The sequence below is a fragment of the Geodermatophilus obscurus genome, from assembly GCF_900115395.1.
Taxonomy (GTDB): domain Bacteria; phylum Actinomycetota; class Actinomycetes; order Mycobacteriales; family Geodermatophilaceae; genus Geodermatophilus; species Geodermatophilus obscurus_B.
In genome coordinates this window covers 275,184-298,370 of sequence record NZ_FOWE01000001.1, presented here as the reverse complement: position 1 = coordinate 298,370, position 23,187 = coordinate 275,184, and the positions used below count along the sequence as shown (strand labels likewise).

Annotated in this window: 23 protein-coding genes and 1 riboswitch; of the genes, 13 read left to right on the top strand and 10 right to left on the bottom strand. The window is 75.1% G+C overall.

The window, feature by feature from the left end; translation table 11 throughout:
- Positions 1-125 precede the first annotated feature (125 nt).
- Together BM165_RS01430 and BM165_RS01425 are read left to right on the top strand one after the other, a co-directional pair.
- Positions 126-1,640 carry a flavin-containing monooxygenase gene (locus BM165_RS01430; RefSeq protein WP_075011730.1) on the top strand — a complete coding sequence of 505 codons (1,515 nt, stop codon included), beginning with the start codon at positions 126-128 and terminating at the stop codon, positions 1,638-1,640.
- 35 nt (positions 1,641-1,675) lie between these two features.
- On the top strand, positions 1,676-2,614 hold the full coding sequence (locus BM165_RS01425) for an alpha/beta hydrolase (protein ID WP_075011729.1): 939 nt from the start codon (positions 1,676-1,678) through the stop codon (positions 2,612-2,614).
- A gap of 43 nt (positions 2,615-2,657) precedes the next feature.
- On the opposite strand, the gene BM165_RS01420 is transcribed toward BM165_RS01425, so the two are convergent.
- Positions 2,658-3,143, bottom strand: coding sequence for a cupin domain-containing protein (locus BM165_RS01420; protein ID WP_208976596.1), 486 nt, complete (start codon positions 3,141-3,143; stop codon positions 2,658-2,660).
- Positions 3,144-3,235: 92 nt separating this feature from the next.
- Here BM165_RS01420 and BM165_RS01415 point away from each other — a divergent pair, with 92 nt between their 5' ends.
- The 5 genes from BM165_RS01415 (at position 3,236) to BM165_RS01395 (ending at position 7,295) form a co-directional block, all read left to right on the top strand.
- On the top strand, positions 3,236-4,426 hold the full coding sequence (locus BM165_RS01415) for an MFS transporter (protein WP_075011728.1): 1,191 nt from the start codon (positions 3,236-3,238) through the stop codon (positions 4,424-4,426).
- 504 nt (positions 4,427-4,930) lie between these two features.
- A complete protein-coding gene (locus BM165_RS01410; protein WP_075011727.1) occupies positions 4,931-5,134 on the top strand; it encodes a cold-shock protein in 204 nt (67 codons plus the stop codon).
- Positions 5,135-5,249: 115 nt separating this feature from the next.
- The gene (locus BM165_RS01405) at positions 5,250-6,539 is read left to right on the top strand and encodes a D-arabinono-1,4-lactone oxidase (protein WP_075011726.1); all 1,290 of its coding nucleotides are present in this window, start codon (positions 5,250-5,252) and stop codon (positions 6,537-6,539) included.
- 10 nt (positions 6,540-6,549) lie between these two features.
- On the top strand, positions 6,550-6,831 hold the full coding sequence (locus BM165_RS01400) for a YciI-like protein (protein WP_075011725.1): 282 nt from the start codon (positions 6,550-6,552) through the stop codon (positions 6,829-6,831).
- Positions 6,828-7,295 carry a heme-degrading domain-containing protein gene (locus tag BM165_RS01395; protein WP_075011724.1) on the top strand — a complete coding sequence of 156 codons (468 nt, stop codon included), beginning with the start codon at positions 6,828-6,830 and terminating at the stop codon, positions 7,293-7,295. Before BM165_RS01400 ends, BM165_RS01395 begins: the two co-directional genes overlap by 4 nt.
- Here the strand turns inward: BM165_RS01395 and BM165_RS01390 are convergent.
- Both BM165_RS01390 and BM165_RS01385 read right to left on the bottom strand, forming a co-directional pair.
- Positions 7,292-8,539, bottom strand: a complete 1,248-nt coding sequence (locus tag BM165_RS01390) for an RNA polymerase sigma factor (protein WP_075011723.1) — start codon at positions 8,537-8,539, stop codon at positions 7,292-7,294. The two genes, BM165_RS01395 and BM165_RS01390, sit on opposite strands and share 4 nt — an antisense overlap.
- Before the next feature lie 4 nt (positions 8,540-8,543).
- A complete protein-coding gene (locus tag BM165_RS01385) occupies positions 8,544-8,888 on the bottom strand; it encodes a YciI family protein (protein WP_075011722.1) in 345 nt (114 codons plus the stop codon).
- A gap of 309 nt (positions 8,889-9,197) precedes the next feature.
- On the opposite strand from BM165_RS01385, the gene BM165_RS26265 reads away from it, so the two are divergent.
- Entirely contained in the window at positions 9,198-9,686 is a 489-nt protein-coding gene (locus BM165_RS26265) for a WhiB family transcriptional regulator (protein ID WP_432276809.1), read from the top strand.
- Between the two features lie 132 nt (positions 9,687-9,818).
- On the opposite strand, the gene hppD is transcribed toward BM165_RS26265, so the two are convergent.
- Positions 9,819-11,024: a 4-hydroxyphenylpyruvate dioxygenase gene (gene hppD, locus BM165_RS01375; RefSeq protein ID WP_075011721.1), complete on the bottom strand. Its 1,206-nt coding sequence runs from the start codon at positions 11,022-11,024 to the stop codon at positions 9,819-9,821.
- A gap of 162 nt (positions 11,025-11,186) precedes the next feature.
- Between hppD and BM165_RS01370 the strand changes: the two genes are divergently transcribed.
- Both BM165_RS01370 and BM165_RS01365 read left to right on the top strand, forming a co-directional pair.
- Entirely contained in the window at positions 11,187-11,702 is a 516-nt protein-coding gene (locus tag BM165_RS01370; protein WP_075011720.1) for an Lrp/AsnC family transcriptional regulator, read from the top strand.
- A 25-nt stretch (positions 11,703-11,727) separates the two neighbouring features.
- Positions 11,728-12,159, top strand: a complete 432-nt coding sequence (locus tag BM165_RS01365; protein ID WP_083426930.1) for a PaaI family thioesterase — start codon at positions 11,728-11,730, stop codon at positions 12,157-12,159.
- Between the two features lie 4 nt (positions 12,160-12,163).
- Here BM165_RS01365 and BM165_RS01360 read toward each other — a convergent pair whose 3' ends face one another.
- Positions 12,164-13,453: a hydroxyacid-oxoacid transhydrogenase gene (locus BM165_RS01360; protein ID WP_075011719.1), complete on the bottom strand. Its 1,290-nt coding sequence runs from the start codon at positions 13,451-13,453 to the stop codon at positions 12,164-12,166.
- Between the two features lie 119 nt (positions 13,454-13,572).
- Here BM165_RS01360 and BM165_RS01355 point away from each other — a divergent pair, with 119 nt between their 5' ends.
- Positions 13,573-14,538 carry a cyclase family protein gene (locus BM165_RS01355; protein WP_075011718.1) on the top strand — a complete coding sequence of 322 codons (966 nt, stop codon included), beginning with the start codon at positions 13,573-13,575 and terminating at the stop codon, positions 14,536-14,538.
- 7 nt (positions 14,539-14,545) lie between these two features.
- Complete coding sequence (locus BM165_RS01350; RefSeq protein WP_075011717.1) at positions 14,546-16,195, top strand: AMP-binding protein; 1,650 nt, start codon at positions 14,546-14,548, stop codon at positions 16,193-16,195.
- A gap of 39 nt (positions 16,196-16,234) precedes the next feature.
- Here the strand turns inward: BM165_RS01350 and BM165_RS01345 are convergent, their stop codons facing one another.
- The 3 genes from BM165_RS01345 to xylA are packed head-to-tail and all read right to left on the bottom strand — an operon-like array spanning position 16,235 to position 19,628.
- Positions 16,235-17,038 (bottom strand): sulfite exporter TauE/SafE family protein, encoded by an 804-nt coding sequence (locus tag BM165_RS01345; protein ID WP_075011716.1) that lies wholly within the window; start codon positions 17,036-17,038, stop codon positions 16,235-16,237.
- Positions 17,035-18,441: a xylulokinase gene (gene xylB / locus BM165_RS01340; RefSeq protein WP_075011715.1), complete on the bottom strand. Its 1,407-nt coding sequence runs from the start codon at positions 18,439-18,441 to the stop codon at positions 17,035-17,037. The genes BM165_RS01345 and xylB overlap by 4 nt, the downstream gene beginning before the upstream one ends.
- On the bottom strand, positions 18,441-19,628 hold the full coding sequence (xylA, locus tag BM165_RS01335) for a xylose isomerase (protein ID WP_075011714.1): 1,188 nt from the start codon (positions 19,626-19,628) through the stop codon (positions 18,441-18,443). The genes xylB and xylA overlap by 1 nt, the downstream gene beginning before the upstream one ends.
- A gap of 102 nt (positions 19,629-19,730) precedes the next feature.
- Here xylA and BM165_RS01330 point away from each other — a divergent pair, with 102 nt between their 5' ends.
- Positions 19,731-20,954, top strand: a complete 1,224-nt coding sequence (locus BM165_RS01330; RefSeq protein ID WP_075011713.1) for an ROK family transcriptional regulator — start codon at positions 19,731-19,733, stop codon at positions 20,952-20,954.
- Here the strand turns inward: BM165_RS01330 and BM165_RS01325 are convergent.
- Positions 20,942-21,913, bottom strand: a complete 972-nt coding sequence (locus BM165_RS01325; RefSeq protein ID WP_075011712.1) for a VldE C-terminal domain-containing protein — start codon at positions 21,911-21,913, stop codon at positions 20,942-20,944. The two genes, BM165_RS01330 and BM165_RS01325, sit on opposite strands and share 13 nt — an antisense overlap.
- 241 nt (positions 21,914-22,154) lie before the next feature.
- Positions 22,155-22,308: riboswitch (cyclic di-AMP (ydaO/yuaA leader) on the bottom strand.
- A gap of 165 nt (positions 22,309-22,473) precedes the next feature.
- Positions 22,474-23,184 (bottom strand): DNA-directed RNA polymerase subunit alpha C-terminal domain-containing protein, encoded by a 711-nt coding sequence (locus tag BM165_RS25930; protein WP_075011711.1) that lies wholly within the window; start codon positions 23,182-23,184, stop codon positions 22,474-22,476.
- Between the last annotated feature and the right edge of the window lie 3 nt (positions 23,185-23,187).

The following is a 23,187-nucleotide window of genomic DNA, read 5'->3' as shown; positions in this document are numbered from 1 at the left end:
CGCCACCGCCCGCCCGGGGAGGGCCGATCCCGCGACGCGCCCGGGTCCGGCCGCGCCCGGGCGCCGGACTCCCCGGGCGGATAGCTTGCGTGAGCCGCATCACAGCTCGAGGGGGAGGTCGCACGATGACCACGACCGACACGGCGACACTGCCGGCCCCGCAGGCCGACCCCCGCGACGTCGAGCACGTCGACGTCCTCGTGGTCGGTGCGGGTGTCTCGGGGATCGGGGCCGCGCACACGCTGCGCGAGCGGTTCCCCGACCACAGTCTCGCGATCCTGGACGCCCAGGAGGCGCACGGGGGGACGTGGTGGACCCACCGCTACCCCGGTGTCCGCTCCGACAGCGACCTGTTCACCTACGGCTACCGGCACAAGCCCTGGCGCGGGCCGTCGATCGCCGCGGGCGGGGAGATCCTCGCCTACCTCGACGAGGTCATCGAGGAGGACGGACTCGCCCCGCTGATCCGCTACCGGCACCGGGTCACCGCCGCGTCCTGGTCGAGCGAGGACGCCCGGTGGACCGTCGAGGTCGACCGCGGGGACACCGGCGAGCGGGTCCGGATGACCACCGACTTCCTGTGGATGTGCCAGGGCTACTACGACCACACCGAGCCGCACCGGCCCGAGTGGCCGGGCCTGGACCGCTACCGGGGCCGCCTCGTGCACCCGCAGTCCTGGCCCGACGACCTCGACCTCACCGGCAAGCGGGTCGTCGTCATCGGCTCCGGGTCGACGGCGGCCACGCTGATCCCGGCGATCGCGCAGCACGCCGCGCACGTGACGATGCTGCAGCGCTCCCCGTCCTACTTCCTGGCGCCGCCGCTGACCCACGAGCTCGCCGTCACCCTGCGCGCGCTGGACATCCCGGAGGACTGGACCCACGAGATCCTCCGCCGCGCCCACTCGGCGCAGTTCGACGAGCTGGCCCGGCTCTCGCACGAGGCGCCCGACGAGCTGCATGCCTTCCTCATGGAGTCGATGAAGCCGCTGCTGCCCGAGGGGTTCGACGTCGAGAAGCACTTCACCCCGCGCTACCGGCCCTGGCAGCAGCGCATCGCGATCGTCCCCGAGGGCGACCTGTTCGCCGCGCTCCGGGAGGGGAAGGCCTCGATCGTCACCGACACGATCGACACCTTCACGGAGACGGGCATCCGCGTCGGCAGCGGCGAGGAGCTCGAGGCCGACGTGGTCGTCACCGCCACCGGCTTCGACCTCGCGGCGTTCGGCAACGTCGCCTTTACCGTGGACGGCGAACCGGTCGCCTTCCCCGAGCGCGTCACCTGGCGCGGCGTCATGATCACCGGCGTGCCGAACATGGCCTACGTGTTCGGCTACTTCCGGCACAGCTGGACGCTGCGGGTGGACCTGGTCTGCGACCTGGTGAGCCGGCTGTTCGCGCACATGCAGGAGAAGGGGGCCCGCACGGTGGTGCCCGAGCTGCGCCCGGAGGACGCCGGCATGCAGCTCAGGCCCTGGTCGGACCCGGAGAACTTCAACGCCGGCTACGTCCTGCGCTCCCAGCACCTGCTGTTCCGGCAGGGCGACCGCGAGCCGTGGACCCACATGCTCGAGCACGCGCAGGAGTGCGAGGTGCTGCCGAGGGCCGACCTCGACGACGGCTCGCTCGTGTACCGCTGACCCGCCCCACCCCTCACCGCTCCAGGAGGACACCCGTGCCGGTCGACCCGCACATCGCCGCCCTGCTCACGATGCTCGAGGAGTCGGGGGGTCCTCCGATCCACGAGGGCGCACCGGAGGCCGGGCGCGCGTTCTACCTGGCGGTCACCCACGGCGTGCGCACGCCGGAGCAGGTCGTCCCGGTGGGCAGCGTGGAGGACCGCACCGTGCCCGGCGCCGAGGGCGACCTGCGGGCACGGGTGTACCGCCCCGACGCGGCGGGTCCGCTGCCCACCGTCCTGTTCCTCCACGGCGGCGGCTGGGTGATCGGCGACCTCGACACCCACGACAACATGGTCCGCAACGTCTGCCGGCACGCCGAGGCCGTGGTGGTCGCCGTGGACTACCGGCTGGCGCCCGAGCACCCCTTCCCCGCCGCCGCCGAGGACGCCGTGGCCGCGGCCCGCTGGGTGGTGCAGCACCTCGACGAGTTCGGCGGCGGCGACCACCGCCTCGCGGTGGCCGGCGACAGCGCCGGCGGCAACCTCGCCGCCGTCGTCGCCCAGGTCATGCGCGACGACGGCACGCCACTGGTCGGCCAGTTCCTCATCTACCCCGCGGTCGACGCGGAGGGCGACTACCCCTCCCGCGTGGAGAACGCCAAGGGCTACTTCCTCGAGAAGGACACGATGGACTGGTTCTACGGCCACTACGCGGGGGCCTGGGAGGACGCCAAGGACGCCCGGCTGTCGCCGCTGCACCACGCCGACCTGTCCGGCCTGCCCCCGGCGGTGGTGGTCACCGCGGAGTACGACCCGCTGCGCGACGAGGGCCAGGCCTACGGCACCGCGCTCGAGGCGGCCGGCGGGACCGCGCACGTGCTGCGCTACGACGGCATGATCCACGGCTTCTTCGACATGGGCGGCGCCTCGCCGGCCGCGCAGGCGGCCATCGAGGAGAGCTGCACCCGGTTCCGGGAGGTCATCCACCGCTGACCGGCCGGCCGGCCCGGGCCGTGCGCGCCCGGGCCGGCACCCCTCACACCCAGTAGGTGTCGTGGCGGAGCATGAACTCCGCGCGCTCCTCCGGCGTCATGTGCTCGCCGCGCGCGAGGGTCTCGAAGTACTCCTCGCGCGGCCCGCCGGGCGCGAACAGCAGCAGCATCGAGGCGTGGCCGCCGCCGCGGAACCCGTGGATGCCGCCCTCGGGGACGTAGAGGAAGTCGCCCTCGCCCGCCGTCGTCCAGCTCCGCCCGTCGTAGATCTCGACGGAGCCCGACAGCACGTAGAACTGCTCGGAGATCGACCGGTGGAAGTGCGGCCCGGGGCCGGTGGCCTCCGCGCCGAAGGTCCACCGGTAGAGGCCGAAGCGGCCGGCGGTCTGCTCGCCGGTGGCGAGGAACTCGCAGGTGACCCCGGCGCCGGAGACGGTGTCCGGCGGCCGGTCGGCCGGTCTCAGCCAGGCGCTGACCTCCCCGGTCGTGCCGCGGTAGAGGTCGGGCGGGTAGTGCCGGTGCAGGGACACGGGGCGCGCCCTCCTCCCGTCGGGTGGCGCCCATCCTGGCAGCGGCCCGCGCCACCGGGGAGGAGGCGGCCCGGAGCGGTAGCGTCCGCCGCGTGCCGGACGCCGCAACGGAGCGGGGCGCGACGCAGCGGGCCCTGCGGCGACGACTCGACGCGCTCACGTTCGGGCTGTTCACCGTCGCGCTGGGCACGAACATCCCGACCCCGCTGCTGCTGGTGTACCGGCGCACGCTCGGCCTGTCCGACGCCGACCTCACCGCCGTCTTCGGCTGCTACGCCATCGGCCTCATCGCCGCGCTCACCGTCGCCGGGGCGGCCTCGGACCGCTTCGGCCGCCGTGCCCTCGTGCTGCCCTTCGCCGTCCTCGCCGGGCTGGTGTCGCTGCTGTTCCTGCCGGCCGTGGACCACCTGCCGCTGCTCTACGCCGGCCGGCTGCTGCAGGGCGTCGTGTCCGGGGTGGTGTTCTCCGTCGCCAACGCGTGGCTGCAGGAGCTCGCCGGGCCCGACGGGCAGCAGTCGGCGGCCACCCGCGGGGCGGTGTCGACGTCGCTGGGCTTCGCGATCGCCCCGGCGATGAGCGGCCTGCTGGCCCAGTACGGCCCGGCGCCGACGACGCTGCCCTACCTGGTCCACGTCGCGGTCCTCGCCGTCGGCCTGGGCGCGCTGCTGACGGTGCCCGAGACCGTCGAGGTCCGCCGGGCGGGACGGCTCATGACGCTGGGGCTGCCGCCGGAGGCGCGGCGGCCGTTCTGGGCGGTGCTGGCGCCGACCGCCGTCGGGGTGTTCGCCTTCCCCGCGGTCGCGGCCACCCTGCTGCCGCTGCTGGTGGTGCCCGACGGCGTCGGGGTGGCCTACGCCGGGCTGGTCGGCGGGCTGGCCCTGGGCGCCAGTGCCGTCGCCGCACGGGTCGGGCGCCGGGCCGAGCGCGGCGCCGCGCCGCTGGGCATGGCGCTCGGCGCGGTCGGCGTCGGCCTGGCCGTGGTCGCCATCGCCACCGGGTCGCAGCCGCTGCTGGTACCGGCGTCGGTGCTGATGGGCGCCTGCGGCGGGCTGTGCCTGACCGCGGGGCTCACGCTCACGGCGCGGCTGGCCCCGCCGCACACCCGCGGGGCGATGAACAGCGCGTTCTACGCGTTCGCCTACGTCGGGTTCGGCGCCCCGCTGCTGCTCGCCTGGCTGGGCTCGCTCGCCGGCGGCGTCGCGGCGATGGCGGCCTTCGCCGCGGTCCCGGCGGGGCTGTCGGGGTGGCTGTGGCTCGAGCTGCGCACCCGCCGGCGCGGGTGACACCGCCCGCGGACTCTCCACGACGCGCCGTCGACCGGGTAGCGTCCCCCTCGACCGGAGGGGGTCCCATCACCACACACCGTGGACGCTGCGCCGAATCCCATCTCGGATGCTCCTGCCGGGGCGACGAGGCCATCCACCAGGAGCGCTCGCTCGCCGTCAGCGAGGCCCGGTCCCGGGCCGGCGAGTCGGTCGAGTGCCCCGAGTGCGGCTCCCCGACGACGCCGTTGGCGCTCGTGACCTGGGGGAACTGCCGCGCCTGCCGCACGGCCCAGTCGCGACTGGTCGAGCCGCTGCGCTGGTGACCCCCTCGGGGTGGGTCCGCCGCCGCCGGGGGCCGCGGGGCTAGTACAGTCGGTCCCGGTCGCTGTCGCGCCTCTGCTTCGTTCTCGAACGTCCGCAGTCGTCTCTGCCTGACGTTCCTCTCGGTCCTGCCGGTCGGTGCGGCGACCCGGGACCGGCACCAGCCGGCACCGACACCCCCAGCACGGAGAAGAGAACGACATGGCCCAGGGCACTGTGAAGTGGTTCAACGCGGAGAAGGGCTTCGGCTTCATCGAGCAGGACGGCGGCGGCGCCGACGTCTTCTGCCACTTCTCGGCGATCACCGGCTCCGGCTACCGGTCGCTGGACGAGGCGCAGCGCGTGGAGTTCGACGTCACGCAGGGCCAGAAGGGCCCGCAGGCGGAGAACGTCCGCGCCATCTGAGTACTCCCGCACCCCGACAGGACCCCTCCGGCCGCTCCGGCCGGAGGGGTCCTGTCGCGTCCGGACGGTGTTGGATGGGCCGACGCCGCACCGCCGAGAGAGGACCGCCCGTCCCATGCAGCACCCCGCAGCGACCGCGCCCGCTCCGGCGGGCACCAACTGGGCCGGCAACCTGACCTACCGGGCCGCGCGGCTGCACCGGCCGGCGAGCGTCGCCGAGGTGCAGGAGATCGTCGCCGGCAGCCCCCGGGTCAAGGCCCTCGGGTCGAGGCACTGCTTCAACGACATCGCCGACACCACGGCCGACCTCGTCTCCCTGGAGGACCTCCGCGGCGACGTCGTCGTCGACCTCCCCGACGGGGACGCGCCCGGTGTCGCGTGGGTGCCCGGCGGGATGCAGTACGGGCGGCTGCTGCCCGAGCTCGCGCGACACGGTTACGCGCTGCACAACCTCGCCTCGCTGCCGCACATCACCGTCGCCGGCGCGACGGCGACCGGCACGCACGGCTCCGGCAACCGCAACGGCTCGCTGAGCACGTCCGTCGTCGGCCTGGAGCTGGTGCGCTCCGACGGCGAGCTGGTGACCCTGCGGGCCGGCGACGCCGACCTGCCCGGCGCGGTCGTGCACCTGGGCGCCCTCGGCGTGGTCACCCGCATCGGCCTGCGCGTCCAGCCGACCTTCTCGGTGCGCAATAACGTCTACCTCGGCCTGACGTGGGAGCGCCTGACCGCCGACCTCGACGGGGTGGCCGACGCCGCCTACAGCGTCAGCGTGTTCACGAATTGGCACGAGATCACCTCGGTGTGGGTGAAGTCGCGCGTCGACGAGCTCGAGGCGGCACCGGAGGAGTTCTTCGGCGCCCGCTCCGCCACGGTGCCGACCCACATGCTCCCCGACACCCCCGTGGAGAACCTCACCGAGCAGCTCGGCGTCCCCGGCGAGTGGCACGAGCGCCTCCCCCACTTCCAGGTCGGCTTCACCCCGAGCAGCGGCGAGGAGCTGCAGTCGGAGTACTTCGTGCCGCGGCGGCACGCCGGGGCGGCGATCGAGGCCCTGCGCGCCCTCGCGCCCCGGATCGCGCCGCTGCTGATGGTCGGCGAGATCCGCACCGTCGCCGCCGACGAGCTGTGGCTGAGCCCCGCGTACGGCACCGACGTCCTGGCCCTGCACTTCACCTGGTACCGCGACGAGGCGCACGTGCGGGCCGTCCTCCCGGCGATCGAGGAGGCCCTCGCCCCCTGTGACGCCCGCCCGCACTGGGGCAAGCTCTTCACCACCGGCGCGGCCGAGCTCGACCGGCTCTACCCGCGGCTGGGCGACTTCCGGGCGCTCGTGCGGCGGCACGACCCGCGCGGCGCCTTCCGCAACGACTTCCTCGACCGGACCGTCGCCGCGCACGTGTGAGAGGAACGGCATGCACCTGCTGCTGGAGTACGAGCTCGCCGCCGACTACCTGGAGCGGCGGGCGGCGCTGCGCGAGCAGCACCTGGCCCTCGCCCGGGCCGCGCACGAGCGCGGCGAGCTGCTGCTCGCCGGGGCCCTGCCCGACCCCCACGACCGCGCCCTGCTGGTCTGGACGGCGGACCGCGCGGTGGTCGAGCGGTTCGCCGCGGCCGACCCCTACGTCGTCCACGGGCTGGTGACCGGCTGGTCGGTCCGGCCGTGGGATGTCGTCGTCGGGGGTGGACCGGCGTGAGCGGCTTCCCGACCGTCGCCGAGCTCGCCGCGGAGGAGGACGAGCTGCAGCTGCCCGGGTTCAGCAACGACGACGCCTGGGAGCTCGGCTCCGCGCTCGTGGCCGCGGCCCGCCGCGCGGACGCACCGGTCGCCGTCGAGGTCGCCCGCAACGGCCACCGGCTGTTCTCCGCCGCGCTGACCGGCGCGACGCCGGACAACGCCGACTGGATCGAGCGCAAGTGCGCGGTGGTGCACCGCTTCGGGCACTCCTCCCTGTACGTGCGCCAGACCTGGGTCGAGCGGGGCACGACGTTCGAGGAGTCCTCCGGCCTCGACCCGCGCCGCTACGCGGCCCACGGCGGCGCCGTGCCGCTGCTGGTGCGCGGGGTCGGGCCGGTCGGCGTGGTCGCGGTCTCGGGGCTCCCCCAGCTCGAGGACCACCGGATGGTCGTCGCGGCGCTGCGGGCGCACCTCGGCCGCTAGCCGTCGAGCGCGGCCAGCCGGCCGGCGAGGAACCGCCGCTCGACGGCGTTGTCCGTCAGGTGCAGCGCCTCGGTGTAGGCCAGCCGCGACTCGGCGACCCGGCCCAACCGGCGCAGCAGGTCGGCGCGGGCGGCCGGGAGGTAGCCGTAGCCGGCGAGCTGCGGCTCGGTCGCCAGGGCGTCGAGGGCGGTCAGCCCGACCGCCGGCCCGGATGCGAACCCCACCGCCACGGCCCGGTTGAGCGCCACCACCGGTGAGGGCCACACCTGCGCGAGCACCCCGTACAGCGCGACGACCTCCGTCCAGTCGGTGGCGTCCCAGCTCGGTGCCTCGGCGTGCACCGCGGCGATGGCGGCCTGCAGCGCGTAGCGCGACGGCGGCCGGGCGCGCAGCGCCTCGCGCACCAGCGCCACCCCCTCGGCGATGGCCGCGCCGTCCCACCGCGCACGGTCCTGCTCCTCCAGCAGCAGCAACCGCCCGTCCTCGCCGGTGCGGGTGGCCCGGCGGGCGTCGGTGAGCACGAGCAGGGCCAGCAGGCCGGCGACCGCGGGGTCCCCGGGCAGCAGCGCGCGCAGCATGCGGCACAGCTGCAGCGCGCGCTCGACCAGGTCGGCGCGGACCAGGTCCTCCCCGGCCGGCGTCGTGTGCCCGGTGGTGAACAGCAGGTGCACCACCGCGAGCACGGCGTCGACCCGCGTGGGCAGCTCCGCCGGTGGCGGCACCCGGTAGGGGATCCGGGCGACGGCGATCTTCTTCTTGGCGCGGGTGATGCGGGCGGCCATGGTCGGCTCGCTGACGAGGAAGGCGCGGGCCACCTCGGCGGTGGTGAGCCCGCACAGCAGCCGCAGCGTCAGGGCCACCTGCGCCGGGCGGTCCAGCGCGGGGTGGCAGCAGGTGACCACCAGTCGCAGCCGGTCGTCGGGGTAGCCGTGCGCGCCGTCGTCGCGGGGGTCCGGGGCGACCGCCTCCTCCACCAGCAGCGGCAGGTGGCGGCGCTCGACCCCGGAGTGGCGCAGCACGTTGAGCGCACGCCGCCGGGCGACGGTGGTCAGCCAGGCACCGGGTCGTGACGGGACGCCGCGGTCGCGCCACTCGGTCAGCGCCGCGGCGAAGGCCTCCTGCACGCACTCCTCGGCGACGTCGATGTCGCGGGTGACGCGCACCGTCGCGGCGAGCACGAAGGCCCACTCGCGACGGTGCGCGTCGGCGACCGCGGCGGCGACGGCGGCCGGGTCGGCGGTCACGGGGTCAGTCGAACGTCATCACCGGGCGGACCTCGACCCCGCCGAAGCGCGCCGGCACCGTCCGCGCGACGGCCAGGGCGGTGTCGAGGTCGGGGGCGTCGACGAGGTAGTAGCCGCCGAGGGCCTCCTTGGTCTCGGCGAACGGGCCGTCGGTGACGTCCGCCCCGCCCCGCACGCTGGTCGCCGTGGTCGTGGGCTCCAGCGCCTCACCGCCGAGGAGCTTGGCGCCGAGGCCCTCGACGCCCGCGGAGAAGCGGTTGTGCTCCTCGAGGACCTCGCCGTACACCTCGGGGGTCGCCGCCGCGTACTGCGCCTCGTCCTCGTAGATCAGGATCATGTACTGCGCCATCTCGGCCTCCTGGGTCCGGGGCCCGCCTGCCGGGCCCTCATCCCTACGACACGCAGCACCGCACCAGATCGACAGCCCGCCGGGAAGATCTCCCGCGCCGCCCGGCCGGGGCGTAGCGCACGCCGCGCGGGCTGGGGCGACGACACGCCGGCGGCCCGGGTCGACGGCACGATCCGCCAAGGGCGCGGCCGGGTTTCGCTCAGTTGCGCCAGTGCCGACCGCGCCCAGGACTCCGTAACGTCACAGACAGCAGCCAGGGCGTACCCGTCCGTCACGGGAACACGCCACACCCCGATCGAGGAGCTTCCCGTGTCCCCCTTCTCCCGCCTCCAGCACAGCGCCCACCTCAGCCTCGTCCCCGGCACCGACGGCGGCTTCACGTACCGGTCCGACGCCGGCTACGAGACGGGCTACGACACGGGCCACGACACGGGCTACGACACGGGCCACGACACGGGCTACGACGCGGGCTACGACTACTACGACGACGACACCGCCTACGGCACGGACGCCCCCGCCGAGCAGACCCCCATCTCGTTCTGGGCCGACACGACCGACGCCGGCCAGGCCGCCTGGCGCCGGGACGCGCTGTGCGCCGAGACCGACCCCGAGGCGTTCTTCCCGGAGAAGGGCGGCTCGACCCGCGAGGCCAAGCGCGTCTGCACGGGCTGCTCGGTGCGCACCGAGTGCCTGGAGTTCGCCCTCGCCAACGACGAGCGCTTCGGCATCTGGGGCGGCCTGTCCGAGCGCGAGCGCCGCCGGGTGCGCCTCGAGCGCCGCGACCGCCTCAGCGCCTGACCGGCCGCCGTCGGAGACGTGCGGGAACGGCCCTCCTCCAGGGGCCCGCGCCGAGCGCGGTGACCTGCTGGAACGGCCCTCCTGCAGGGTCCCGCCGCGAGCTTGCGAGCGGTGGGGGGCAGGAGGGTCCTCCTAGAAGTTGCCGCGCCGGGCCTGCTCGCGCTCGATCGCCTCGAACAGCGCCTTGAAGTTGCCCTTGCCGAAGCCGAGCGAGCCGTGCCGCTCGATGAGCTCGAAGAAGACCGTCGGCCGGTCCCCGGTCGGCTTCGTGAAGATCTGCAGCAGGTAGCCGTCCTCGTCGCGGTCGACGAGCACCCCGCGCGCCTGCAGCTCCTCCACCGGCACGCGCACCTCGCCGATCCGGGCGCGCAGCGCGGGGTCCTCGTAGTAGGAGTCCGGCGTCGTCAGGAACTCCACGCCCTCGGCGCGCATGGCGTCGACGGTGGCGAGGATGTCGTTGGTGGCCAGCGCGACGTGCTGCGCGCCGGGGCCGCGGTAGAACTCCAGGTACTCGTCGATCTGTGACTTCTTCTTCGCGATCGCCGGCTCGTTGAGCGGGAACTTCACCCGGTGGTTGCCGTTGGCGACCACCTTGCTCATCAGCGCGGAGTAGTCGGTGGCGATGTCGTCGCCGATGAACTCCGCCATGTTGGTGAAGCCCATGACCCGGTTGTAGAAGTCGACCCAGGCGTCCATGGCGCCGAGCTCGACGTTGCCGACGACGTGGTCGACGGCCTGGAACAGCCGCTTCGGCGCACCGGGCCGCCGCTGGAACGTCGAGGAGCGCGGCACGTACCCGGGCAGGTGGACGCCGGAGTAGCCGGACCGGTCGACCAGCGTGTGCCGGGTGTCGCCGTAGGCGGCGATCGAGGCCAGCCGCACGGTGCCGTGCTCGTCGGTGAGGTCGTGCGGCTCCTCGAGCACGGTGGCGCCCTGCGCGCGGGCGTGGGCGACGCAGCGGTCGACGTCGGGCACCGCGAGCGCGATGTCGACGATGCCGTCGCCGTGCCGGCGGTGGTGGTCGGCCAGCGGGCTGTCGGGGTCGTAGGCGCCCTGGACGACGAACCGCGCCGCCCCGGATCGCAGCACGTAGGCGTGGTGGTCGCGGTTGCCGGTCTCCGGGCCCGAGTAGGCCACCAGCTCCATGCCGAACGCCGACTGCAGGAAGTGCGACGTCTGCAGCGCGTTGCCGACCACCCACACCAGGGAGTCCCAGCCGCTGACCGGGAACGGGTCGGCCGAGGCGTCGTACTCGACGAGGCCGACCAGCTGCTGGAGCTGGTCTGCGCCCAGGCCGGCCAGCTTCTCGTCGTCGTTGAGGATCTGCTCCAGGCTCATCGCCGTCTCCTCCCGTGGGGTGCCCGTCCCTGCCGACCGCACTGCACACCCGCGGGGGACACTGGGCAACCGGTACCGCTGGTGCTGGTACGACTGACCACCACGACCAGCACTCCGGCCGGTCAACTGGCCGGCGCGACCAGTCCCGGGGAGGACGACGGCGTGACCGACCGGCGCGCGCTCGACGCGCTCGACGTGGCCTTGCTGGCGGCGGTGCGCGAGCACCGCTCGGCCGGGCCGCTGGAGCTGTCGCGGCTGCTGGGCGTGGCCCGCGGCACCGTCTCCGCCCGGCTGCAGCGGCTGGAGGAGACCGGGGTGGTCACCGGCTACGGCCCCGACGTCGACGTGCGCGCCGCCGGGTTCGGCGTGCAGGCGTTCGTCACCCTGGAGATCGCCCAGGGCGCCATCGACGCCGTCCGCCGCGACCTCGAGGCCCTCCCCGGCGTGCTGGAGGCGCACGCCACCACCGGCAGCGGCGACGTGCTCGTGCGGGTCGCCGCCCGCTCGCACGAGGCGCTGCAGCAGATGCTGGTCGACCTCAACCGCTCCTCGGCGGTGGTGCGCTCGACCAGCGTGGTCGCCCTGTCGGAGCTGGTGCCCTGGCGCACGCTGCCGCTGCTGCGCGCCGAGGCGCAGCCGGGCGCCGGCCGCTCGGGCATGCCGCCCCGCGACGGCTGACCCGGCGGGCGTGCGAGGCTGCCCCGTGCCCTCCGCCGCCGAGCCCTCCGCCGCGGTGCAGGCCGCCCGCGTGCAGGCCGTCCTCGACATCCCGTTGCACCGCTTCCTCGGCATGCGGCTGCGCGACCCGGCCGACCCCTCGGCGGGCATCTGGTTCCCGGTGGACGCGCCGGCGCAGAACCAGGCCGCGCTGCTGCACGGCGGGGTGGTCTACACGCTGCTCGACGTCGCCGGGTTCCTCGCGCTGCTGCCGCACCTCGGCGACGCCGAGCACGCCGTCACCCACGACCTCACCGCCTCGCTGCTGCGCCCGGTGCGCGCCGGCGCCCGGGTCGACGTCACCGGCTCGGTCCTGCGGCGCGGCCGCACCGTGGCGTTCCTGCGCGCCGAGGCCAGCGTCGACGGCGTCGTCGTCGCCTCGGGTCAGGTGACCAAGAGCGTCGTCCCGACCGGCTGAGCGGTCACCACAGCGACATCGAGCGGCGGAAGATGCCCGCGACGTCGTCCTCGGTGACCTCCCGCGGACAGGTCGCCAGCAGCCGCTGCTGCTTCATCGTCCCGGCGACCAGGTCGGGCACGTCGCCGTCGTCGAAGCCGACCGCGGCGATCCCGTTGGGCATGTCGATGTCGCGCATCAGGTCGGTGAGCACGGTGGGCAGGAACTCGGCCGCGTTCTCGGGCTCGCCGGCGTTGGGCGCCAGCAGCTTCGCCGCGCGGACGTGCCGCTCGGGTGAGGCCTCGAAGGTGAACCGGAAGGCCTCCGGCGCGGTCAGCGCCACCGACATCCCGTGCGGCACCATCGGCTCGTCGCCCGGGTAGTCCTTCGGGTGGAAGCCCTTCACCTGCCCGGCGATCGGGTAGGCGTTGGCGTGCGGCACGTGCACGCCGGCGTTGCCGAAGCCCATCCCGGCGAAGGTGGCCGCCATCGCCATGTCCGCGCGCGCCCGGACGTCGTCGCCGTGCCGCACCGCCCGCCGGAACGACCCGGCCAGCAGGGTCAGCGCCTTCTCCGACCACATGTCCGAGATCGGGTTGGAGCCGCAGTAGGGCACCCGCTGCTCGGGGGTCTTGCGGTCGTAGGTGGTGTACCAGCGCGCCGTGTAGCTCTCCAGCGCGTGGCAGAGGATGTCCATGCCCGAGGCGGCGGTGACCCCGGGCGGCTGGGTGAGCGTCAGGTCGGGGTCGATGACGGCGAGCGTCGGGCGCAGCCGCGCGTGGCTGATGCCGGTCTTGACCCGCTGGGAGATCACGTCCATCACGCAGATCGTGGTGCTCTCCGAGCCGGTGCCGGTCGTCGTCGGGACGGCGACCAGCGGCTTGAGCGGTTCCGACGGCGCCTGCCCCTTGCCCACGGGGACGTTGACGTAGTCCATGAGCTCACCGGGGTTGGTGGTGAGCAGGTCGATCGCCTTCGCGGTGTCGATGCTCGACCCGCCGCCGACGGCCACGAAGGCATCCCACGGCCCGGACGAGCGCGCGTCCTCGATCGCCCGGGTCAGGCTGACGTCGGTGGGCTCGACGTGCACGCCGTCGTAGACCCGCGCCTCGATGCCGAACCGCTCCATCTGGTCGGCCACCCGCTGCGGCAGGCCGGTGGCCGCGACGCCTGGGTCGGTGACGACCAGGACGCGGCGCACGCCCAGGCGGCTGAGGTCGTACCCGATCTCGTCGGAGGCCCCGCTGCCGAACTTCAGCTGGGGGGCGCCGTAGGTGAAGACCGACTCTGGGGCGGCGGGGACGGTGCTGCTCACGGGGACCTCCGGGGAGGGGGTGGTCGTCGGTTGCGGTCGATGTTGCACGGCGGTTGTGCTCTGCACCACAGCGGGGCAGGGTCGGGTGCGTCCCCGACACCGACGTCCTGGAGGCCTCCGTGACCACTCCCCCCGACTCCGTCCCGTCGCTCGACGACCTGCTGGCCGACTCGCCGACCAACTGGGGCAAGTGGGGCGACGACGACGAGGTGGGGGCGCTGAACTACCTCGGCCCCGAGCAGGTGCTCGCCGCCGTCGGGCTGGTCCGGCAGGGCAAGGTGTTCACGCTGCAGCGGCTGATCGGCGACCCGAAGGGCGACCCGGTGTGGCCTGGCCGCACGCCCGCGGAGCGCACCCAGATCCTCGACGAGTCCACCTGGGACTCCCCCGACGCGCCCCAGTATCCCGGCGGCCTGCACTACGCCGACGACAAGATCAACGCGTTCCTCCAGGGCTCCACGCAGTACGACGGCCTCGGCCACGTCTGGTACGGCGGGAAGATCTGGAACGGCTACGACGCGCGCACCACCATCGGCGGCCTGGAGAAGGCCAGCGTCGAGCCGATCGCCCAGCGCGGCGTGGTGGGCCGCTACGTCCTGCTCGACATGGCGCGCTTCCGCGACAAGCCGAACCTGGACAAGGGCGAGACCTTCACCCACGAGGACCTCGTGGCCTGCGCGAAGGCCCAGGGCACCGAGATCCGCCCGCGCGACATCCTGGTGATCCGCACCAACTTCCTGCAGCTGTTCTTCGAGCAGGGCGAGGGCTTCTACGAGGGCTTCAACGAGCCGGGGCTGGTCTACAGCCCCGAGCTGGTGCGGTGGTTCCAGGACATGGAGATCCCCAACCTCGTCACCGACACCATCGCCAACGAGGTCACCAGCGACCCGAACAACGGCGTCGCGCTGGTGCTGCACAACGCGCTCATGCGCAACCTCGGGGTGACCCTCACCGAGATCGCCGACCTCGAGGCGCTGGCGGCCGACTCCGCCGAGGACGGCCAGTACGAGGGCCTCTACGTCGCCGCCCCGCTCAAGGTGCACAAGGGCAGCGGCTCGCCGGTCAACCCCGTGGTCCTCAAGTAGGCCCGCCGTGAGCGCCTACGACGAGCGGCCCTGGACGGCCCTCTACGGGGACCAGCCGGCCGACTACGACATCGAGTTCGGCGACGCGCTGTCGATGTACCGCGCCGGCGTCGAGCGCGACCCCGACGGCGTCGCGCTGCGGTACTTCGACGGCACGGTGACCCGCCGCGAGCTCGACGAGACCACCGACGCGCTGGCCGCCGGTCTGCTGGCCGAGGGGTTCTCCCCCGGCGACCGGCTGGCGGTCTACCTGCAGAACGTGCCCCAGTTCGTCATGGCGATGGTGGCGGCCTGGAAGGCCGGCGGCGTCATGGTGTCGATCAACCCGATGAGCCGGACCCGGGAGCTGTCCTACCTGCTCGCCGACTCCGGCGCCTCGGTGCTGCTGTGCCTCGACACGCTCTACGACGAGGTGGCGCGCGACGTCGTCCCGCGCACCGACGTGCGGCAGGTGCTCACCACCAGCGGGCTGGACCTGCAGACCCGCGACGACGAGCGGCTGTTCGCCGGGGTCACCCGCCAGCGGCACGAGGGCACCACCGACCTGCTGGAGTTCGTGGAGCGGCACCGCGGGCAGACCCCGCCCCCGGTGACGTTCGAGCCCGGCGACGTGGCGTTCCTGACCTACACGTCGGGGACGACGGGCGTGCCCAAGGGCGCGATGAACACCCACCGCAACGTCGTCTTCACCGCGCAGGTCTACCGGGACTGGGTGCACGCCGGGCGGGACGGGTCGATCTTCGGCATCGCGCCGCTGTTCCACATCACGGGCCTCATCGGGCACGTCGCGGTGAGCATGCTGGTGCCGCAGACGCTGGTGCTCGCCTACCGCTTCGAGCCGCAGGTGGTGCTCGACGCCTTCGTCGAGCACCGGCCGGCGTTCACGATCGGCGCGATCACCGCGTTCAGCGCGCTGCTCAACGCGCCGGGGTTCAGCAAGGAGGCGTTCGCGTCGTTCACGTCGATCTACTCCGGCGGGGCGGCGATCTCCCCGGCCGCCGAGCGCGGGTTCCTCGAGGCGACCGGCAAGCAGGTGCACAACGCCTACGGCCTCACCGAGACGACGTCGCCGATGACGGTGACACCGTTCGGGTCGCCGTCGCCGGTGGACCCGACGTCGGGCGCGCTGTCGGTGGGTGTCCCGGCGCCGAACACGATCGTCCGGATCCAGGGCGACGACGGGCAGGACCTGCCGCTGGGGGAGGTCGGCGAGATCGTGGCCGAGGGCCCGCAGGTGGTGGCCGGCTACTGGGGCAAGCCCGAGGAGACCGCGGCGGGCCTGCCCGGCGGTGCGCTGAAGAGCGGTGACGTGGGCTTCATGGACCCGCAGGGCTGGGTGTTCATCGTCGACCGCAAGAAGGACATGATCAACGCGTCGGGCTACAAGGTGTGGCCGCGCGAGGTCGAGGACGTCCTGGCCGAGCACCCCGCCGTCCGGGAGTCGGCCGTCGTCGGCGTGCCGGACGAGAAGCGCGGGGAGACGGTGAAGGCGTTCGTCAGCGTCAAGCCCGGGGCGAGCGTGACCCCGGACGAGCTGATCGCGCACTGCCGGGAGCGGATGGCCGCCTACAAGTACCCGCGCAGCATCGAGCTGCTCGACGAGCTGCCGAAGACGGTCACCGGGAAGATCCTCCGGCGCGAGCTGCGCGGGACGTGACCGGGCCGGGTCCCCGCCCCGCGCGGGGCGGGGACCCGGTCAGTCGCGGAGGTTCTCCGTCCAGACGTCCCAGCCCAGCCGCAGGATCAGCGCGGTCACCACGACGAGGAACACGACCCGGATGAAGCCGGTGCCGCGGCTGGTCGCCGTCCGCGAGCCGAGGTAACCACCGAGCACGTTGGCCGCGGCGAGCAGCAGGCCCAGACCCCACACCACCGAGCCGTGCGGCACGAAGAAGGCCAGCGCGCCGAGGTTGGTGGCGACGTTGACGATCTTGGCCTTGGCGCTGGCCTGCAGGAAGTCGTAGCCCAGCAGTGACACGAGGGCGAAGACGAGGAACGAGCCGGTGCCGGGGCCGAGGACGCCGTCGTAGAACCCGACGACCGCCCCGACGGCGAGCGCGGTGCCGTGGTGGCGGCGGCCGCTGTGGCGCAGCGCCGTCTCCTCCCCCAGCGCCGGCCGGAACGCCGTGAACAGCGCGATGGCGACCAGCGCGACCACGATCACCGGCTTGAACACCGTCGCCGGCAGGAGCGCCGCGACCGACGCGCCGCCGAACGACCCGGCGAGGGCGACCACGGCCATGGGCAGCGCGGTGCGCAGGTCGGGGTGCACCCGCCGCTGGTAGGTGACGGCGCTGGTCGTGGTGCCGAACACCGACGCCAGCTTGTTGGTGGCCAGCGCCTGCACCGGCGCGAGCCCGGGGACGAGCAGCAGTGCCGGCAGCTGGACGAGCCCGCCGCCGCCGACGACGGCGTCGACCCACCCGGCCACCAGCGCCGCCACGAGCACCAGGGCGAGGACCGACGGGGTGAGGCCCTCCGGGAGGAACGCCCCGCTCACCCGCCGCGGACGCGTTCGGCGGTCATCTCCCGCACCTCCGCGTAGCGTTCGCGCACCGCGGGCGTCGGGTCGGCCTCGTGCACCTCGGTGCCCGGCCGCGCCCACTCCGGCGGCTCGGCCTGCCCCGACAGCACCCAGGCGGCCTGCCGGGCGGCGCCGTCGGCGACGTACTCCCCCGGCGGCGGCACGAGCACCGGCACCCCGAGGACGGCCGGCGCGATCGCCCGCACCGCCTCCGACCGGGCGCCGCCGCCGACGAGCAGCACCCGGCGGACCTCGGCGCCCGTGGCACGGACGGCGTCCAGCCCGTCGGCCAGCCCGCACAGCAGCCCCTCGACCGCGGCCCGCGCGAGGTGCGCCGGCGTCGCGGTGCCCAGGGTGAGCCCGTGCACCGCGCCGGTCGACGTCGGGCGGTCCGGCGTGCGCTCGCCCTCGAGGTAGGGCACGAGGGTGAGCCCGCCGGCGCCGGGCGGGGCCGACAGCGCCAGGCGGGACAGCTCGTCGAGGCCGACGCCGAGCAGCCGGGCGGTGGCGTCGAGGACGCGCGCGGCGTTCAGCGTGGCCACCAGCGGCAGGTACCGGCCGGTGGCGTCGGCGAACCCGGCCACCGCGCCGGTGGCGTCGGCGGCCGGGACCTCCGACACGATCGAGACCACGCCGGAGGTGCCGACCGAGCAGACGACGTCGCCGGGCTCGGCGGCCAGGCCGAGCGCCGCGGCGGCGTTGTCGCCGGTGCCCGGCCCGAGCTGCGCGCCGCCGACCGACGTGCCCGCGGACTCGGCCGGGCCGAGCACCCGCGGCAGGAGCGGGGTGGTGCCGAACGCCCGCTCCAGCAGGTCGGGGCGGTACTCCCCCGTGGCCGCCGACCAGTAGCCGGTGCCGCTGGCGTCGCCGCGGTCGGTGACCAGCGCGTCGAGACCCGGGGTCCCCGCGAGCACCCAGGTCAGCCAGTCGTGCGGCAGGCAGACGGCGGCGGTGCGGGCGGCGTTGTCCGGTTCGTGCTCGGCCAGCCAGCGCAGCTTGGTCACGGTGAACGACGCGACCGGCACCAGCCCGACGGCGTCGGCCCACGCCTGCGGACCACCGAGCTCACGGGTGAGGTCGGCGGCCGCGCCGGCGGAGCGCGTGTCGTTCCAGAGCAGGGCGTCGCGCACCACGCGGCCCTCGTCGTCGAGGCAGACCATGCCGTGCTGCTGCCCGCCGACGGCGACCGCGGCGACGTCGTCGAGACCGCCGGCCTGCTCCACCGCCTGCTCCAGCGCCGCGGCCCAGGCCGCGGGGGCCACCTCGGTGCCGTCGGGGTGCGGCGCCCGGCCCTCGCGGACGAGGGTCCCGGACGCCGCGTCCCGGACGACGACCTTGCAGGCCTGGGTCGAGGTGTCGACCCCCGCGACCAGGGACATCAGCGGGCGCCGAGCAGGTGCTCGACCGCGAGCTGGGAGAGGCGCACCTGGCCGCCGCGGCGGGCACCGGCGGACTCGGCGTCGAAGTCCTCGAACGCCGAGCGGTCGGCCAGCAACTGCTCGTAGGACTCGCCGTCGCCGAGGGTCGGCTGCGCGAGCTCGGGCACCGCGGCGTCGGCGAGGGCCTCCTGCACCTCGGGGTCGGCGCGGAAGGCCTCGGCGCGCTCCTTGAGCAGCAGGTAGGTGCGCATGTTGGCCGCGGCCGACTCCCAGACACCCTTGACGTCCTCGGTGCGCAGCGGCTTGTAGTCGAAGTGGCGGGGGCCGTCGTAGGCCGGGCCGCCGTTCGGGCCGCCGTGCTCGAGCAGGTCGACGGTGGCGAAGGCCGACAGCACGTCACCGTGGCCGAAGACGAGGTCCTGGTCGAACTTGATGCCGTGCTGGCCGTTGAGGTCGATGTGGAAGAGCTTGCCCTGCCACAGCGCCTGGGCGATGCCGTGCGTGTAGTTCAGGCCGGCCATCTGCTCGTGCCCGACCTCGGGGTTCACGCCCACGAGGTCGGCGTGCTCGAGCGTGTTGATGAAGGCGATGGCGTGCCCGATGGTGGGCAGGAAGATGTCGCCGCGCGGCTCGTTGGGCTTGGGCTCGAGGGCGAAGCGCAGGCCGTAGCCCCGGTCCTCGGAGTACTGGGCCAGGGTGTCGATGCCCTCGCGGTAGCGGTCGAGCGCGGCGCGCAGGTCCTTGGCGCCGTCGACCTCGGCGCCCTCGCGGCCACCCCACACCACGTAGGTCGTCGCCCCGAGCTCGGCGGCGAGGTCCATGTTGCGCATGACCTTGCGCATCGCGAACCGGCGCACGCCGCGGTCGTTGGCGGTGAGCGCGCCCTCCTTGAACACCGGGTGGGTGAACAGGTTGGTGGTGGCCATCGGGACGACCAGACCGGTGTCGGCCAGCGCCTTCTTGAACCGCTCGACGATCGCCGTGCGCTCGGCGTCGCTGCTGCCGAACGGGACCAGGTCGTCGTCGTGGAAGGTGACGCCGTAGGCGCCCAGCTCGGCGAGCCGCTCGACGCTCTCGACCGGGTCGAGGGCGGGGCGGGTGGCGTCGCCGAAGGGGTCGCGGGCGTTCCACCCGACCGTCCAGAGGCCGAAGCTGAACCTGTCGTCGCGAGTGGGCTGGTGGGCCATGGAGTTCCTCCCTCGGGCACCGGGGCGCTCGTCCGGGTGACGCGGGCCACCGCTTTTGTGCTGCCGTAGAACATAAGCGATGGTCGCCGCTAGCCTCAAGGGGTGACCGACAGCCGCGTCCCGAGCGGCGCCCGGCAGTCGACGCTGCGGGCGACCAACCTGGCGCTCGCCCTGCGGGCGGTGTGCGCCGACCCCGGCGAGCTGTCCCGGGCCGGCGTCGCGGCGGCGCTGGGCACGACGAGGGGGACGGCGACCCGGCTGGTCGACGAGCTGGTCGCCGGCGGGCTGCTCGACGAGGTGGAGCGCGGGCCCGGGTCGCGCCGCGGCCGTCCGGCCACGCCGCTCGCGCCCGGCTCCCGCCCGGTCGGGCTCGGCATGCAGGTCGATGCCGGGCTGGTCGCGGTGCGGGTGCTGGACCTGCGCGGGCGGGTGCTGGCCGAGCGGCTGCACGAGGAGGACCTGCGCGACAGCGACCCGGTGGCGGCGCTGACGCTGCTCGGCGGGCTGACCGCCGGGGTCCTCGCGTCGCTGCCCGCCGGCGTGCGGGTGGTGGGCGCCGGGCTCGCGCTCCCCGGCCTGGTCGACGCCGGGCGGGGCCTGCTGCTGCGCGCACCGAACCTGGGCTGGTCGGAGGTGCGCCCCGCCGACGTGCTGGCCGGGCTGCTCCCCGACGGTCCGGTGCCGGTGCTGGGTAACGAGGCCGACCTCGCCGCGCGCAGCGTCGCGGAGCGGGCACCGGGGCTGCCCGGGCCGCACCGGGACTTCGTCTACCTCTCCGGGCAGATCGGCATCGGCGGCGCGGCGGTCCTGGCAGGCCGGGTGATGACCGGCAGCTCGGGCTGGGCCGGCGAGATCGGTCACGTCTGCGTCGACCCGGACGGTCCCGCCTGCCCGTGCGGGTCGACCGGCTGCCTGGAGCGCTACGCCGGCCGGCTCGCGCTGCTCTCCGCCGCCGGGGTCCCCGCCGACGCCGGCCCCGCGGAGCTGCGGGCCCGCAGCCGGGCCGGCGACCCCGTCGCCGACCGGGCGGTCGACGGCGCGGCCCGGGCGCTGGGCATCGCGCTCGCCGGGGTGGTCAACGTGCTCGACATCCCCACGGTCGTCCTCGGCGGGCACCTGGCCGAGCTCGGCGACCTGCTGTGCCCGCGGTTGGAGGACCACCTCATCCGGCGGGTGCTCTCGGCCCGGTGGCGTCGTCCGGTGGTGACGGCCGGCGCCGTCGCGCCGGCCGCGGGGGCGACCGGCGCGGCGCTGGGCGCCCTGCACGGGGTGCTCGAGGACCCGGTGCGGTGGCTGCCGGCCGGGGAGCCCCGTCAGCCCTGGTAGTTGACGTGCACGTGGTCGAAGTGGTTCGCCGTCACGCCGCCGCGGTCCTCCATCGCCTTCCAGGACCCGCCCGGCGAGGAGAGCATCCGCTGCTCCCAGATCAGGTAGTCGACGCCGAGCTCGTCCCAGTGGTCGCGGTGGTACTGCACGATCGCGTCGCCGAGCGCGGCGTCGGACATGACCATGAAGTCCAGCGCCAGGCCGGAGGGGTGTCCGCCGGGGTCGGTCGCGCTGGGGCGGGTGCCGCCGAGGGTGATCGACGCGGCGCCGGGGACGTTGCTCACCACGGCGTCGGCGGCGGCCTGCACCACCGAGCGCACGGGGCCCGAGGTGTTGGTGATCCGGGCGACCCGGGAGGCCGTGGTCCCGCCGGACGACGCGGCCGGCGCCTCCTCCGGGGCGGAGGCCGACGAGCCGGCGGCCGGCCCGGAGGTCCCGGACGACGAGGACGCGGCCTCCTGCTCGGCCCGCTCCGCCGCGGCCGCGGCCTCGGCCTCGGCGGCGACGCGGGCGGCCTCGGCGGCGGCGGCCTCGGCGGCCGCCTGCGCCTCCGCGGCGACCCGGGCGGCCTCCGCGGCGGCCTGCGCGTCGCGCACCGCCTGGTCGGCGCCGGCCTGGGCCTGCTGCGCGGCGGTCTCGGCGGCCTCGCGGGAGCCGCGGCTGGCGGCCACCTCCCCGAGGGACTGCAGGTCCTGCGGCTGCACCTGCGGCACCTCGGTCGAGGGGCCGACCTGCGCGGGCAGGCCCAGCGCCTGGGCGACGGTCACGGTCTCCTCCGTGCCGGCCTGCGCCTCGGCGGCCGGGTCGGGACCGACCAGCACGCCGGCGATCAGGGCGCCGGCGACGGCCGTGCCGAGCAGCAGCCCGGGCCGGCGCAGGGTGGCCGGCGGGCGGCGGCGGCCGTGCCCGGCAGCGGGGCGGCCGTCGGGCCGGGAGATCTCGGTGGTGGGGGCGTCCATGCGGGGCGGTGCTCCAGGTGTGCGGCCACGGCCCGGCCGTCGACGGCGGGGCGGTGGGAGGGTGCGGGCGGCTGCGGCCGTCAGGGCGACGCGGGCGGGCCGGCGGACAGCGGCCGGGGAGGCCGGGCGCGGGCGGCGTCGGGGACGGGCGGCGCGGTCAGATCCGGGTGCGCACCCAGGTGCGGCGGGGCCGGCGGGGTGGTGCGGTCGTGCTGCAGGCGCGCGCCATCCGGCGGCTCTCCGTTTCTCCCGATGGCCGCCTACCGGGTCAGCTGACGGGTTCGGGCGGGAAGCAGCCCTACCCGCGGCCGGACGGCGTCCGGCGTGCGGGATTCACCCCAGGAGAACGGTGGGTCCCCGGCTCGCCCCGGAGGGCGACTCGGCGGCATCCGCCCGGGCTCCCCGGACGGGGACGTGACTGCCGGACGGACGGCGACACGGTAACCGCCGTTATCGGTCCGTGACAATGTCGATCAGCGGAGGACGTGACCGGGATCGCGTCGCGCGCGGCGTGTCGGCCGCTGCCGCCGGGCTCCCCGCCCCGGCGGCGGCCGGTGCGCTCAGGCGCCCAGCAGCCGCCGCAGCAGGTCGACCTGGGTGCGGACCGACCACAGCGCGACCCGGCCCGGGGCGGTGACGGCGGCGCGGGCCAGCCGGACGCCCAGCCGGACGAGGTCGGCGTACTCGGCCGGCCGGGGAGCGGCGGCCGGCCGCCGTGGTCCCGGTCCGGGCTCCGGCTCCGGCCGGGGTGCCGACTCGGGGTCGGGCCCGGTCCCGGCGGCCGGTGCGGGTGCCGGCTCCGGCACGGGTGCGGGATCCGGCGCGGGTGCGGGGTCCGGAGCGGGCACCAGCAGGTCGAGGGCCGTGCGGCGGCGGGGGTCGCGCAGGGAGGCGAAGGAGGGGATCTCCGGGGAGGCGGGGCTCGCCGCGTCGTCGTCGAACGGCGTCGGCGGGGCACCGTTCCCCGTCGCTCCGGCTGCCGGGGCCGGCTCCGCCGGGGTGGTGACCGCCGGGGTGGTGTCCGCCGCGGTCGTCGCCGGCGGGACGGTGGTGCCGGGCAGGACGGCCGGCGGCTCGGGCACGACGCGGCGGATGGCGGTCACCAGACCCGCGCCCAGGCCCGGCACGGCCGAGAGTTCACGGCGGGTGAGGGCGGCGAGGGCGGCGACGTCGGTGATGCCGGCGCGGGTCAGCGCGGTGACCGCCCGGGTGGGCAAGCCCAGCGTCTCGATCGTCCCCGCGGGTGCGGCTCCCGGTGAGCTGGTCGGCATGGC

Bases quoted from the DNA above. Each gene is read 5' to 3' on its own strand.
- BM165_RS01430 (WP_075011730.1), top strand. From the start codon at position 126: ATGACCACGACCGACACGGCGACACTGCCGGCCCCGCAGGCCGACCCC.
- BM165_RS01410 (WP_075011727.1), top strand. From the start codon at position 4,931: ATGGCCCAGGGCACTGTGAAGTGGTTCAACGCGGAGAAGGGCTTCGGC.
- BM165_RS01405 (WP_075011726.1), top strand. From the start codon at position 5,250: ATGCAGCACCCCGCAGCGACCGCGCCCGCTCCGGCGGGCACCAACTGG.
- BM165_RS01400 (WP_075011725.1), top strand. From the start codon at position 6,550: ATGCACCTGCTGCTGGAGTACGAGCTCGCCGCCGACTACCTGGAGCGG.
- BM165_RS01385 (WP_075011722.1), bottom strand. From the start codon at position 8,888: ATGGCGCAGTACATGATCCTGATCTACGAGGACGAGGCGCAGTACGCG.
- hppD (WP_075011721.1), bottom strand. From the start codon at position 11,024: ATGAGCCTGGAGCAGATCCTCAACGACGACGAGAAGCTGGCCGGCCTG.
- xylB (WP_075011715.1), bottom strand. From the start codon at position 18,441: ATGTCCCTGGTCGCGGGGGTCGACACCTCGACCCAGGCCTGCAAGGTC.
- xylA (WP_075011714.1), bottom strand. From the start codon at position 19,628: ATGGCCCACCAGCCCACTCGCGACGACAGGTTCAGCTTCGGCCTCTGG.
- BM165_RS01325 (WP_075011712.1), bottom strand. From the start codon at position 21,913: ATGGACGCCCCCACCACCGAGATCTCCCGGCCCGACGGCCGCCCCGCT.
- BM165_RS25930 (WP_075011711.1), bottom strand. From the start codon at position 23,184: ATGCCGACCAGCTCACCGGGAGCCGCACCCGCGGGGACGATCGAGACG.